Consider the following 14,496-nt stretch of genomic DNA (forward strand, 5'->3'; position numbering starts at 1 on the left):
GAGAAAAATCATCCATAGCTTTTTCCCACGGAAAACCCATCACCTTTGACCAGCAAAGCGCCTGTCAAACCCTTCACCTCGCTTTAGCGACCCTTAACCTTTTCACCGCGAAGCATAGGTGAAAACCCTTCATCTATGTTCCGCAATTTCTTAATATTACGAATATAAATATTATATATTCTCAATTTGCCAATCAATAGGTTTCTTATCAATATCTTTAAGAATGTTATTTACTTTAGAAAATGGTTTACTTCCAAAAAATCCTCTAGAAGCTGAAAGTGGACTTGGATGAACTGATTTTATTATATAATGCCAATTGTTTGTTATAAATTTTTCTTTAGAAATAGCATTATTTCCCCATAAAATAAATATAACAGAATCTTTTCTTTCATTTAGTAACTGAATTATTTTATCAGTGAATATTTCCCATCCAATTTTTCTGTGAGAATTAGCTTGACCTGACCTTACTGTTAAAGCAGTGTTTAACAATAACACTCCTTGATCCGCCCATTTTTTTAAATATCCATTATTGGGTATATAACAGCCTAAATCATTCTTTAGCTCCTTATATATATTTACTAAAGATGGTGGTGCTGGTATTCCAGGCTTTACAGAAAAACTTAACCCATGAGCTTGATTTGGTCCATGATAAGGATCCTGACCTAATATAACTACTTTTACATCTTTATACGCTGTAAAATGTAATGCATTAAAAATATCATACATATCTGGAAATATGGTTTTATTTCTATACTCCTCTACTAAAGTTTGCCTTAGCTTTATATAATAATCTTTTTCAAATTCATCTTTCAGCAATTCTTTCCAGTCATTTTTTAAATTAACTGACATGCCTATCACCTACCATATTAAAATTTTTAATTAAATAGATTATATCATATTTTATTTATATTGACATTCATAAAAAAACTGATATAATATTAATTGTTGTTGATGCCCTATAGCCAAACTGGTAAGGCACCTGATTCTGGTTCAGGCATGTGTGGGTTCGAGTCCTGCTGGGGCAGCCAAAAGCTAAGATTTTATCTTAGCTTTTTTTATTATTGACAATATGTTAATAATGCCTTATAATTTCATTAATAATTTCATATGTGCTTTGATCAAGAATAGTAACATTTGAGTCATCTAAAGAGAGCTGTTGCTAGCTGAAAAACAGTGATGATAAAGTGTGAACTCGCTTGTGAGCTTATTACCCAAATGGTAATACGGTTAAAACCGTTATATTACAAAGTGAGGTCTTTTATAATCTTTAAATTCTTTAAGATTATTTGCCTAATTAGAGTGGTACCACGGAGTATATCCTTCGTCTCTTTTGAGACGAAGGTTTTTTTATTTTATCCATTCGCTACCATCCGTATGACTCTCACTTATTCAAGTGGAAAGTTAACGGATGCTACGCGCTGGATTTGTTCAACTAACACTCAGATGGTGTCAAAACCAAAACCCCATCTGAGTGCAAGTTTCACTTTATTAAAAGGACATCATTAAGATATGAAATGAGTTATTTTAGATATCTAAATTTTAGGAGGTCATGTAATGGAAATTTACAGTACAAAAGTTGATAAGAAGTGGCAAAAAATTTGGGAAGATACAAAACTTTATAAATTTGATAAAGAAAATCTTAAAGACAAATTGTATGTGCTTGAAATGTTTTCTTATCCATCTGGTGCTAAACTTCATGCTGGTCACTGGTTTAACTACGGTCCAGTTGATTCTTGGGCAAGATTAAAGAAAATGGAAGGATATAATGTTTTTCAGCCAATGGGTTTTGATGCTTTTGGTCTACCAGCTGAAAACTATGCTATAAAAACAGGTATTCATCCCAAAGACTCAACAATTAAAAATATAGAAACTATGGAAAATCAACTTAAAGCAATGGGTGCAATGTTTAATTGGGATGAAGAAGTAATAACCTGCCAACCTGATTATTATAAATGGACTCAATGGTTGTTTCTAAAACTTTATGAAAAAGGATTAGCATATAGGAAAAAAGCTCCCGTAAATTGGTGCCCTAGTTGTAATACTGTTCTTGCAAATGAACAAGTTGTAGACGGTGCCTGCGAAAGATGCGGAACTGAAGTTACAAAAAAGGATCTTACACAGTGGTTTTTTAAGATAACAGATTATGCAGATGAACTTTTGGAAAAACTTGATACTATAGATTGGCCTGAAAAAACTAAAGCCATGCAAAAACATTGGATTGGTAAATCTAAAGGCGCTGAAGTTACTTTTAAAGTAGAAAATTCTGATATAACCTTCGATGTCTTTACTACAAGAGTAGATACTTTATTTGGAGTTACTTATGTTGTTTTAGCTCCTGAAAGTCCACTAACAGATCAGTTAACAATCGAAAAGTATAAAAATACTGTAGCCGAATACAAGGATCAGGCTAAAAAACAGACTGAAATTGAAAGACAGTCCTTAACACGAGAAAAGACAGGTGTTTTTACTGGTTCTTATGCCATAAATCCTGCAAATGGTAAAAAAGTCCCTGTATGGGTAGCTGATTACGTACTTGCAACTTATGGTACTGGTGCTGTTATGGCCGTTCCTTCACATGATGAAAGAGATTTTGATTTTGCTACAAAATATAAATTACCTATAATAAGAGTTGTAGAAGGTGGTGAAGAACTTCCTTATACCGGTTATGGTAAACTTGTAAACAGTGGAGATTTGGATGGTTTATCTGGAAATAAAGCCAAAGAAGCTATTGTAAAAATGCTATCTTCTAATGAACTTGGCAGATGGAAAGTAAACTATAGACTTCGTGATTGGTTAGTGTCAAGACAAAGATATTGGGGCGCTCCTATTCCTGTTGTGTATTGCGAAAAATGTGGAATAGTTCCAGTTCCAGAAAAAGATTTACCTGTTGAACTTCCATATGATGTTGAATTTACTCCTAATGGTAAATCTCCTTTAGCTACTAGTGAAGACTTTGTAAATACTACTTGTCCACATTGTGGAGGAAAGGCTAAGAGAGAAGTTGACACATTAGATACCTTTGTATGTTCTTCTTGGTATTATTTAAGATATGCTGATAGTAAGAACAGCGAAATGGCATTTGATCCTAAGAAAATTAACGACCTTTTGCCTGTAGATAAATATGTAGGCGGACCTGAACACGCTTGTATGCATCTTTTATATGCTAGATTCATTACAAAAGCTCTTAGAGATATGGGGTATTTAAATTTTGATGAACCTTTCCGTTCACTAAGACATCAAGGTTTGATACTTGGACCTGATGGACAAAAAATGAGTAAATCAAAGGGAAATACAATTTCACCAGATGAATATATATCTCAATATGGTGCAGATGTATTTAGACTTTATTTAATGTTTGGATTTGACTACACTGAAGGCGGCGCTTGGAGCGATGATGGCATAAAGGCTATGGCTAAGTTTACTGATAGAGTTCAAAGGCTTCTATCTCAATCTATAGACTATATAAATTCAGATGAAAAATCTAAAACTACTATAGATAAAGCAGAAAAAGAACTTAATTATGTAAGACATTTTTCAATTAAAGGAATTTCAGAAGATGCAGAAAAATTCCAGTTTAATACTTGTATTGCAAGAATAATGGAATTTACAAATGCACTTAACAAATATTTAAATGAGGACACTAAAAACAAAGAATTTTTGAAAGAATCAACTGATGACTTTGTTAGAATCTTAGCTCCATTTGCACCTCATTTTTCAGAAGAAATGTGGAATATTTTAGGCAATAGTTTTTCTATTTTCAATGAAGCTTGGCCGACTTTTGATCCAGCTGCTTTAATTAAAGATGAAGTTGAGATAGCTATACAAGTAAACGGAAAAATAAAGGCAAGAATCAATATTCCTGCAAATCTTGATGATAAAACTATTGAAGCTGAAGCTCTAAATAATTCATCAATAAAAGATATTACAAATGGTGAAACAATTGTAAAGGTAATTGTCATTAAAGGAAGATTAGTTAATATCGTTGTTAGATAAATTGAAACTAACACTCAGATGGGATTTTGGTTTTGACACCATCTGAGCAATCTTAATATAAAGAAATTGCGAAGTAAAGTGAATGGTTTTAACGATTTCTTCGCAATTTCTCACTATCAAGTTCTAAACCTTATTTATACCTTCTTGCTTTACCTGGACTGTCAATAAATACATGTGGTTCAACCTCAAGCTCTGTATCTTTAATTATATTTTTTTTATCTTTTATCACATTATCACCAAATCTATTTTCAACCTCTTCTCCTACCATAAATATATCAATATCTTCTTTTTTGAATTTATTAAAAACATTATAACAAGCAGTGATTAGATTTTTTTCTGCTCCCTCTTCTATTTTTTTAATCTCATCATCTGTTAAATTTATATAATCTTGAGTTTCAACAATACTTGCCTTAACATTTATTTTTTTCTTTAATTTTATTTTTCCTCTCTGTAAGTTTAAGTCAGAATAAGTTTTACTTTTTTCTATTCTCAATGAAATATATTTACTTTTATTATTAGGATCATTAATCTCCATTGAGCCACTTTCAACTTGATTAGTTAAAAAGTTGTACGCTTCCCCTTCCGTTGCTGGTATTATGTCTTTTAATTTATCATCTTTTATTATTGCTCCTCCTTCTAACACAAGAGTAGGAACAGGTTCTTCATCCGATATCTTAATAACTGTTAAAACATCTGTTCTTTCTGGTGACACTCTGAGAGATAAAAAGTGATTTAATGAAGACTGTACAGTTCTTGAACTAGTTCCAATATTCTCTATTAAATCCCAAAGGAATAATCCGACAAATTGTTCTTCTTCAAAATTTCCTTTTGCCAGCCTTTCCACATCACCATCATATACCGCAATATATGGCCTTATTACAAATTGAGAATCTCTCCTAAAAATATCAAAATAATTTTTAATTCCATGTTCTGCAGCTCGTTTTGTATAAATTATTGCTTTATTTTGGCTAAAGTCAATTTTAAAGCTTGAAGCTAAATTAACATCATTTAAAGCTTCATATGCAGTTTTCCCTGTGCCCTTCAATACCATCCTTTGTGCTTGTTCTGAACTCTTTGAGGCTGTTTTAGCAGGTTTAAATATTTCAAGATACACAACAGGATTATTTTGCTTATCAATATCAAGTATTATAGATGTTGTAAAAACTACAGTATTTATATCTTTATACCCATAACATCCACTAAGAAACATGCAACTTATTAAAAAAATACACAACAAAGTTTTTTTCATTTTTTATCATCCCCATCTGTGAATTCCTTTGATATTGAATCTAAATCATCTCTCAAAATTATGTCTCTAAAATTAAATTTCTTTAAAGTTCCCATTGGAAATAGATAATCAAACCCACAGCTTTTTAAACTTGCAATTTCAGATAATAGAAGAAAAAAACATATATAGAACCCAAGTAATCCTGCCACTGCACTAAATATTACTATTAGAATTGACCAAAACATTATTGCTCCATATAGCTTTGGAGTCAAAAATGTAGAAATGGATGATAATGCAATTATAATTATTGTTGTTTCAGAAGCAAAACCTGCACTTACAGCTGATTGCCCCAATATTAAAGCACCAACAATACTCATGGCCTGACCAATAGGTTGTGGTAATCTTATTCCAGCTTCTCTTAAAACCTGAAAGAAAAAAATCATAAGCAAAACTTCTATTACCATAGGAAATGGAACTCCTGCCCTTGATATTGCTAATCTCAGTACAAAAATAGATGGTATTAATGAAAAATGATTTGTGGTTAACGCCACATATAAACCTGGTAAAAGCATAGATATAAACAAACATACCCATCTTAAAACTCTTAAACAATTTGCAAGCAACTTGTTTAAATAATAGTCATCGGCCATTTGAAAATTTTCATAAAAAAAATACGGTAATGTTGCTACAAAAGGTGTCCCATCAACAATTATTGCCACCCTTCCTTCAAATAATTTAGAAGTTACAATATCTGGTTTTTCTGAGTAGCCAACTGTTTCAAAAAAAGTAGACTTTTGTCCGAACCTCTCTTCAATATAATTTGTATCAAGCAAAAAATCTATATCCATGTTTTTTAATTCTTTTTTTACTTGAGCTACAAGTTTCTCACTAGCAATTCCCTTTATATAAGTAACAATAACAACAGTATCAGATTTTTTCCCTACAAAAATATTTTCAAACTTTAAATCTGCATTTCTTGCTTTTCTTCTTATTAGTGAAATATTATCTACAAATGCCTCTGTAAAACCTTCCCTAGGACCTTTTATAACACTCTCAGTTATTGGAATGCCTACTGATCTCCTTGTATAATTTTTTGCCTCACAAAATATAAGACCTTCATAGAAATCCGAAATTATTACAACATCGCCTGAGAGTATATGATAAAGTAGTTCATGACTAGTTTTTACCATACCTACTGAATTTGCAAAGACTATTCCCTTTCTTACATCTCCTGCTGTTTGAATTTTGTCTTTTTCTCTAATAATTGGTTCTATAATATGTTGACTTATAAACTTAGCATCTGTCATATTATCAATAAATACTATAAGAATATTTCCTTTTGCGCACTGTATTTGTCTGTATTTTACATCAATATTTCCTTTAAATTTATCTTTTATAAAAGTAATATAGTCTTCATTCACATTACCACCCGCTTATTTTCTTTGTTTTATTGAATAATATTCATATAACATCAAATAATAACGTTATATACATAACTTAATCATAGTATGGATTTTTATTAATACTTTATGCAAAATACAACAATAAAAATATAGGAGTGATTGTATGAATAAATTTAATAGTAGCCACATATTTTTTATTTTATCTGGGGTAACAATAATTTCTATGAAGACATACCCAACTATTTATACAACAATAGGAGGTAGAGATTCCTGGATTTCTGTAATTTGTTCTGGGATACTACTCTTTGCCTTTGCATACATAATAATATCAATATGTAAAACCAACAATAATTTTAATATACATGACATATACTGTACTGCTCTAGGTAAATCTTTAGGGACTTTCTTTTTATGTCTTTTTATTCTTTCATTGTTTTTGACTCTAGTAGAATGTGCTTCTATAGAATCAAATTCTATGCATGTAAACATACTTTTTAATGCCCCTCCTTGGTTTTTTCTAATTTTTTTTATAATACCTGCCATTTACACAGTATCCAGAGGTAAAAATGCTATATTAATTGTTTGTATAGTTGGTATAGTATTTGTTACCCTATCAGGCATAAATCTAGCAATATTAACACAAAAATATAAGCATTTTAGCTATCTACTTCCAATAATGAATAATGGAATAACTTTTAACTTTGTTGCCTCAGTAATAAAAAGTTTTTCGTATTTTGCAAATTTTTCCATAATACTTCCTATGCTTACTGAATTTAGTAATAAGAATTCCTTAAGAAAATGCATCGGCTGGACTCTTATATTTATAATACAAATGGAAGTTGTATCCACCATTGGTGTTTTAACTACTTTTGGCATGTCAAGATTAAACCCAATATATTATCCAAAATTAGTTCAAACTCAGTTAATTAATTATTTTGGTTTTTTAGAGAGTGGTGAATTATATGTTCTTTTACAAATGTTAGGTGGTTGGTACATAAAATACATTTTAACTTTTCTATCACTGATTTTGCTTTTAGCGAAATTAAATTTTAAGCATAAATTGACCATAGTTATTATTAGTATTTTAGTTGGCATAAGTTCATATTTTTGTTCATTAAATACCTTCCTAATGTTTAAATTTTTAAATATATATCTAGGTATAATTCTGGTCAACTATATTTTAATTCCTTTTATTGTATTCATTATATATCACTTTAAAAATATGAAAGTTTTAGAGAATAAGAAATAGATGTGAAACTCTAAATTTAATTTGAATTGCTGAATATTGAGGTATTAAATAGTAGAAAGTGAGGGGGTTTAACGATTGCTTCGCACGTTAAAAGGTGATGGGTTTATGGATAAATCCATAAAGGCTAAGGAAATTTTTCATCCTTTGGTCAGAAAAATCCTCCATAGCTTTTCACCGCGAAGCATAGGTGAAAACCCTTAACCCTTACTTCGCAATTTATCAATACTATATATAAACCAGTTTTTATCTGAAATTATCTACTGTCTTTTCTATTTCGTCTCTTAAATTACTTAATTCTAATTCGTCTCCAGTTTCAATAAGTTTATTTAACCTGCTTCTATAGTTAGCAGCTTCTTGTACTCTCCCCATAGATGACAATATAACTATTAGATTCATAATATCAGAAATCAAGCTAGATTTTACCTCAAATAATCTTTGTGCGTCTTTTATTTCATCTTTAATTTCTAACATTTCTTGATCAAGTTTAAAAGCAGCATCTGCTCCATTTTTCAACTTTTCTTTTATAGCTAACGGTATATCCTGTTTATATTTATAATTAAGAGAATGTTCTATAGTAGCCCAAAAATTCATTGCAAGTGTTCTTATTTGAAATTCAGCTAATATTTCTACTTGACCTTCTGCCATGTTTACGGGATATTTTATTACCATATGATAACTTCTATATCCACTTTTTTTTACATTATCAACATAGTCTTTTTCATACAATATTTGCATGTCTTTCCTTTGCCTTATTAAGCTCACCACTTTTTCAATATCGTCCACAAATTGACACATTATTCTTATACCTGCAATATCCTCCATTTCCAATTGGATTCTATCATGAGGTATGTTGAATTTGTTTGCTTTTTCTAGAATGCTTGATATTTCTTTAACCCTACCTGTTACAAATTCTATTGGTGAATATTCATTTCTTTTTCTATACTCTTTTCTAATGCTCCTTATTTTAACCTTTAATTCATCTACAGCTTGAGTATATGGTATCAAGAATCTCTTCCATTGAATTGTAGCCATTAAAATCATCCTTTTCAAAAATATACTTCTTTATTTTTAATTATAACTTAATTCTTGCATTAAGGATATACTACTTTTAGTTTAAATATTAATCTAAAGTCTATGAGTTGAACATTTTTTTTGGTATAATATTATTATAAGATTAATTATTAAATTAAATTTACATATTTACGCCTTATAAACTTATATGAAAGAAGTGAGACTAGTCATGTCATCGAAAAATGATGAAGGTTTAAATATTTCAAATCTACTATATGATAAAACAGTAAAATGTCCTATATGTGGTCATGAATTTAAAGCAAGATCCGTTAGAACATCTTCATATAGAATTGCAGAAAAAGATAGTGATTTTTTTATTTATTATACTAGGGTTAACCCATATTTTTATGATGTATGGCTTTGTAATACCTGTGGTTACACTGCTATGAAAATAGATTTTGAAAAAATCAGATCAATAAAGAAAGAGCTAATCATAAAAAATATTTCATCAAAGTGGAAGCCTAAAATATACCCTTTGATTTATGATGAAAATATAGCTATTGAAAGATATAAACTTGCTCTTATTAATTACACCGTAACTAATTCTGAATCTTATAAAAAAGCTATGGTCTGTTTAAAAATAGCATGGATGTACAGAATCCTCAAGGATACTAAAAATGAAGACAAATATTTAAAAAATGCTTTAGATGGATTTCTTGATGCATATTATAAAGAAGATTTTCCCATGTATGGAATGGATAGATACACAATTATGTATCTTATAGGGGAACTTTACAGGCGATCTTCAAATAATGAAGATGCTTTATTATGGTTTGGAAATGTTATAACATCTTCAATGGCTTCTGATAAAATAAAAGAAATGGCTAGAAACCAAAAAGATATCATAAAGGGTACGAATGTTCCCAATACTACTGTTGTAAAAGAAAAGGAAAAGAAAAAGAAATTTCCGTTTTTAGGTATGTTTTGAAATCACTTAAATTTTACACCAATAAAAATTAATTCATAATTTTTATTGGTGTAAAATTTATATAATCACAAGATGTAATTATGTATTCTACTTCATTTCTAATAACTAAAGCTTTTATTTTTTGTAGTGCTGGTCCATGTAAATGTCCATAGATTACTTTTTTAACTCTATATTCTTCAATTAAATCAACTAGTTCATTGTTTTTAGTTATATCTTCAACAAATGGTGGATAATGTAACATAACTATAATATTTGTGTATCCACTTTTTATAGCAGAGTCTAAAGATAATCTTAATCTTATTAATTCTCTTTTATAAATTTTCTCATCATGAACTTTAAAACTTTCATATTCAGGACTAACCCATCCTCTAGTACCACAAATTGCATAATCTTTATATGTGAAGAAATTGTTTTGAATAAATTTCATATCATCATAAAGATTATTTAGCTTTGTTATTGAAGTCCAAAAATAATCGTGATTTCCTTTCACAAAAATTTTTGTTCCTGGCAATTTATGAATCCATTCTAAATCCTTCATCCCTTCATCCATATGCATAGACCAAGATATATCACCAGCAACAAGTACAGTATCTTCTTTAGTAATTATATTAATCCAATTATTTTTTATCTTCTCATGATGATTTATCCAATTGTCCCCAAAAATGTCCATTGGTTTATCTCCACTTAATGCTAGATGAAAATCTGCTATCGCATATAACGACATTAACTATCTCTCCTTGTTTAAATTGTTATCTACACTCATAACATAAGCTATAATCTCAGCAACAATTTCATATATTTCAGACGGTATACTTTCCCCTATATCTACATTTTGCAGCAAATCTGCTAACTCCTTATTATACACTATGGGGACATTATTTTCATCTGCTTTTTCTATAATTTTATCTGCTATTAATCCAATTCCAGCTGCTGTTACAATTGGAGCTTCATAACTTTGTTCATATCTTAATGCAGCTGCTTTTTTATTGTTTTTAGGCATTTTTTATACCCCCTTATACTCTAGTATCTAAATTTCCTGCAACTCCATCATTAAAGAAATCCCTGCAATTTATTATATTAAAGTCCTCTTCCTTCTCTTTAACATTTACGTTAACATTATAGCCCATGTTTTGAACCTTGTTCATTAGTATATTTTTTGTAAGGCTTAAGATTTTCGTCCACTTTTCTTCAGCTTTTATATCTATATTTAAGTTTTTATTGTTAACAGCAATATACGCATCCACTACACCCATATTTATAGTTTTAATTGAAGTTGCAAGTTTTACATTTTTAGAGTCTATTTTTTTTCCGCTTTTTCTATCGTCTTTTATTATCATCTTAAAGTTGTAATCATTGTCTTTGAATTTTATAGGAACATCCATATAATAATAACCTTGAGATATAGTATTAAATACTTTAAAATCATTTATGTTTTTAATTAAGCTATCCATAGATTTATTCATTCCAAGTTTTTCAAGGTCATTTATATTGGTTAATTGCTTTATTGTATCTTTCATTTCATTTATTTTTGAATTTATTTCTTCTATTAATACTTTACTAGCATTTTTATCTACATCTTTTATTGAATTACTAACAAAAGTTTTTTCCGAACTCATTTCTACATCTTTGTTATTTATAATACTACTTATCTCTTGCTTTATATCTTGAAGTTCTTTATTTATTACTGAATCCTTTTGAAAAACATTATTAAAACTTTTTATATTTTTATCAGTAACTTCAATTCCATTCTCTATAAATGTGGCAAGTTCTTCAGTTGTAAATCCTTTGAGCTCTGAAAAAAAATTTTTGATTGATGTTTTTATATCTTTTACATCAGAATTATTCTCATCTAATCCCTTGCTATTTAAATATGCATTTATAAATTCTTCTTCCTTCTCCGGAGTTTTAATTATACTTTCTCTAAAATCCATTATAGACTTAGCAAATGAAATATTATCTTTTGTAAGTGGAAGTCCATGTTTAAGTAACGATTTAAGTAATGTATAATCCTCGCTATTTGAACTATCTCCTGCATATTCATTTAATATTTTATCTAGTGCACTATCCCTACTATTTTTATTTGTATCATCACTTTTTACAGTTTTAAGACTTATTTTACCATCCTCATAGCCATCAACTTTAAATTTATAAAATGCATTTTCATCTAAATTTATTGAATTACTTAATTTAGCACTAAACTTCCAGCCATCACTTAGTTTTAGTACTGCTTCTCCTTTTTCTCCATCATAAGAAACAATTCTAGCACCAAATATCTCTCCAACATCAAAACTTAATTTTCTTGTAGATTTATTTTGAATACCAACTTGATTATTAACATTTGAAATGTTAGGCATTATATTCTTACCTCCTTCCAGCTTAGTGTCCAATCCTAAACTTATAATTTTACTAATATTAGCATCCATTTTTGTAAATGTTTTATTTGGACTTTTTTCTGTATTGTTTTCAACAGGTTTTTCATTAATTATTTGTGTTTTTTGTTCATTTCCTGTTACATTTTTTAATTTAACCATTATATCTGATAAGGCCTTAAATACTGTAGAATCATTTTTAAAAATATTATTAAAACTCTTTATATTATCGCCAGATATATCTATTCCATTCTCCATAAAAGTTGCAAGCTCTTCATTTTCAATATTATTTAGCTCACTACAAAACTCTTTAATTATATTTTTTATCTGTTCTCCCTTAGCACTGTTCTCATCAATTCCTCTGCTAGCTAAATACTTATCTATAAATATATTCACTTTGCTTTTGTCTACATTGATATTGTTTTGAAAATCCATAATTGTTTTAGCATATAATATATTTTCCTTAGTAAGTGGTATATTATATTTAATTAATGCCTTTATCATGGAATAATCACTACTATTTGCATTAACACCTAGAAACTTTTTTACAATCTGCTCCAAATTATTATTGGGCTTAGTATTGTCTTGAAGTAGTCTTACTTTTATTTCGCCATTTTCAGAAGCCTCAACCAAAAATTTATTTTGATTATTTATATTTATATCAACTTGTCCATCAAGTTTTGCATTGATTTGCCTTCCATCCTTTAATTTCAATACTATATCGCCATTTCCATTATCACTTTTTATAACTTTAGCAGAAAAAACTTCCCCTACATCTAACTTAGTTTCTTTAGGAGAACTAATATTTGTATTTTGAGATATGTTATTAGTATTAATCGTTTGTCCCACGTTGTACCTCCTCCCTATGCTTTATCCACGCTAAGTATATAACTATATTATCGTAAACTTATGTTATCATTTTAGCATACATATGTGCTGTAATTGATAATTTTTATTCATTATTATACTATCTATGCAAAGTTTATTATATTATGATATCATAGACGTATTACTGAATAACAATTTAATAAATATCAATTTTGAAGAGGTGTTAAATTTGAACCACAAATTTGCTAAAAGAAATAACTATGTTAAAGCTTCAGAAATACGTGAAATATTAAAAGTTACAGAAAATCCAGAAATAATATCCTTTGCTGGTGGTCTTCCTGCTGCTGAGCTCTTCCCAATAGAAGAACTAAAAAAAGTATGTATAGAAGTCTTAGATAAAGAAGGTGAAGCCTCACTTCAATACAGTACCACTGAAGGTTATATTCCTCTAAGAAAAGCTATCTGCAAAAGAATGAAGAATTTAGGTATAGATTCTACTATAGAAAATATAATAATAACGGCTGGTTCCCAGCAAGCACTTGATCTTTCCGGAAAGGTATTTATAGATGAAGGAGATACTATCATTTGTGAAAGTCCTACATATCTTGCTGCTTTAAATGCATTTAAAGCATATATTCCTAATTTTATAGAAGTTTCTATGGATGATGACGGAATGATAATGGAAGATCTTGAAAAAGCACTTAAAGAAAACCCTAATGCAAAGTTTATTTATACAATTCCAGATTTTCAAAATCCAACTGGAAGAACTATGAGTCTTGTTAGAAGATTAAAATTAATAGAACTTGCAAATAAATATGATGTAACAATTATAGAAGATAATCCATATGGTGAAGTTAGATTCGCTGGTGAAAAAATACCTCCAGTTAAACATTTTGATACAGAAGGTCGAGTAATTTACATAAGTACTTTCTCCAAAATATTTGCACCAGGTTTAAGAATTGGTTGGATATGTGCAGATACAGATTTTTTAGAGAGATATGTTCCTTTTAAACAAAATGTAGATTTACATACAAACATATTCTCACAAATTATGGCCTCAAAATATATGGAAATGTATGATATTGAAAAACATATAGATAAGATAAGAGATGTTTATAGACACAGAAGAGAACTTATGATTCAATGTATAAAAGAAGAGTTTCCTAAAGAAATAAAATATACTTTACCTGATGGAGGTCTTTTCATATGGGTTGAACTAGCAACTCATATTGATTCTATAGATATATTTAATAAGTCTATAAAAAATAATGTAGCATTCGTTCCAGGTCATTCATTTTTCCCTAATGGTGGATGTAAAAACACCTTTAGACTTAACTATTCTAATATGCCAGATGAAAGAATTGTCGAAGGTATTAAAAGACTTGGAAAAGTACTAAGAGACGCCTATATTTAATAATAATAGGGCA

General features: G+C 29.2%; 11 protein-coding genes, 1 tRNA gene and 1 other annotated feature. Of the genes, 5 read left to right on the top strand and 7 right to left on the bottom strand.

All coding sequences use genetic code 11. The features are described from left to right. Positions 1 to 171: 171 nt before the first annotated feature. Entirely contained in the window at positions 172 to 849 is a 678-nt protein-coding gene (locus B8978_RS17360) for a uracil-DNA glycosylase (protein ID WP_084117558.1), read from the bottom strand. A gap of 103 nt (positions 850 to 952) precedes the next feature. Here B8978_RS17360 and B8978_RS17365 point away from each other — a divergent pair. Together B8978_RS17365 and leuS are read left to right on the top strand one after the other, a co-directional pair. Further along, a tRNA-Gln gene (locus tag B8978_RS17365) sits at positions 953 to 1,028 on the top strand. Between the two features lie 77 nt (positions 1,029 to 1,105). After that, positions 1,106 to 1,332: a binding site (T-box leader), on the top strand. Between the two features lie 222 nt (positions 1,333 to 1,554). Further along, positions 1,555 to 3,993: a leucine--tRNA ligase gene (gene leuS, locus B8978_RS17370; RefSeq protein ID WP_084117559.1), complete on the top strand. Its 2,439-nt coding sequence runs from the start codon at positions 1,555 to 1,557 to the stop codon at positions 3,991 to 3,993. Positions 3,994 to 4,123: 130 nt separating this feature from the next. Here leuS and B8978_RS17375 read toward each other — a convergent pair whose 3' ends face one another. Both B8978_RS17375 and B8978_RS17380 read right to left on the bottom strand, forming a co-directional pair. Beyond that, positions 4,124 to 5,242 (bottom strand): Ger(x)C family spore germination protein, encoded by a 1,119-nt coding sequence (locus B8978_RS17375; RefSeq protein WP_084117560.1) that lies wholly within the window; start codon positions 5,240 to 5,242, stop codon positions 4,124 to 4,126. Next, positions 5,239 to 6,642: a spore germination protein gene (locus B8978_RS17380; protein WP_084117561.1), complete on the bottom strand. Its 1,404-nt coding sequence runs from the start codon at positions 6,640 to 6,642 to the stop codon at positions 5,239 to 5,241. The genes B8978_RS17375 and B8978_RS17380 overlap by 4 nt, the downstream gene beginning before the upstream one ends. 145 nt (positions 6,643 to 6,787) lie before the next feature. Between B8978_RS17380 and B8978_RS17385 the strand changes: the two genes are divergently transcribed. Next, entirely contained in the window at positions 6,788 to 7,873 is a 1,086-nt protein-coding gene (locus B8978_RS17385) for a GerAB/ArcD/ProY family transporter (protein WP_084117562.1), read from the top strand. A gap of 243 nt (positions 7,874 to 8,116) precedes the next feature. Here the strand turns inward: B8978_RS17385 and yjbM are convergent, their stop codons facing one another. Further along, positions 8,117 to 8,905 carry a GTP diphosphokinase gene (gene yjbM / locus B8978_RS17390; RefSeq protein WP_084117563.1) on the bottom strand — a complete coding sequence of 263 codons (789 nt, stop codon included), beginning with the start codon at positions 8,903 to 8,905 and terminating at the stop codon, positions 8,117 to 8,119. 208 nt (positions 8,906 to 9,113) lie between these two features. On the opposite strand from yjbM, the gene B8978_RS17395 reads away from it, so the two are divergent. Next, the gene (locus B8978_RS17395) at positions 9,114 to 9,872 is read left to right on the top strand and encodes a DUF2225 domain-containing protein (protein ID WP_084117564.1); all 759 of its coding nucleotides are present in this window, start codon (positions 9,114 to 9,116) and stop codon (positions 9,870 to 9,872) included. Positions 9,873 to 9,900: 28 nt separating this feature from the next. Here B8978_RS17395 and B8978_RS17400 read toward each other — a convergent pair whose 3' ends face one another. The 3 genes from B8978_RS17400 to B8978_RS20285 are packed head-to-tail and all read right to left on the bottom strand — an operon-like array spanning position 9,901 to position 13,090. Then, a complete protein-coding gene (locus B8978_RS17400; protein ID WP_084117565.1) occupies positions 9,901 to 10,596 on the bottom strand; it encodes a metallophosphoesterase in 696 nt (231 codons plus the stop codon). A 3-nt stretch (positions 10,597 to 10,599) separates the two neighbouring features. Continuing rightward, entirely contained in the window at positions 10,600 to 10,872 is a 273-nt protein-coding gene (locus tag B8978_RS17405; RefSeq protein WP_084117566.1) for an EscU/YscU/HrcU family type III secretion system export apparatus switch protein, read from the bottom strand. Positions 10,873 to 10,885: 13 nt separating this feature from the next. Continuing rightward, positions 10,886 to 13,090, bottom strand: a complete 2,205-nt coding sequence (locus tag B8978_RS20285; protein WP_242950592.1) for a hypothetical protein — start codon at positions 13,088 to 13,090, stop codon at positions 10,886 to 10,888. Between the two features lie 208 nt (positions 13,091 to 13,298). Between B8978_RS20285 and B8978_RS17415 the strand changes: the two genes are divergently transcribed. Next, complete coding sequence (locus tag B8978_RS17415; protein WP_139796084.1) at positions 13,299 to 14,483, top strand: aminotransferase-like domain-containing protein; 1,185 nt, start codon at positions 13,299 to 13,301, stop codon at positions 14,481 to 14,483. Positions 14,484 to 14,496 lie beyond the last annotated feature (13 nt).

It is taken from the genome of Clostridium acidisoli DSM 12555, assembly GCF_900176305.1.
GTDB classification, from domain to species: domain Bacteria; phylum Bacillota; class Clostridia; order Clostridiales; family Clostridiaceae; genus Clostridium_I; species Clostridium_I acidisoli.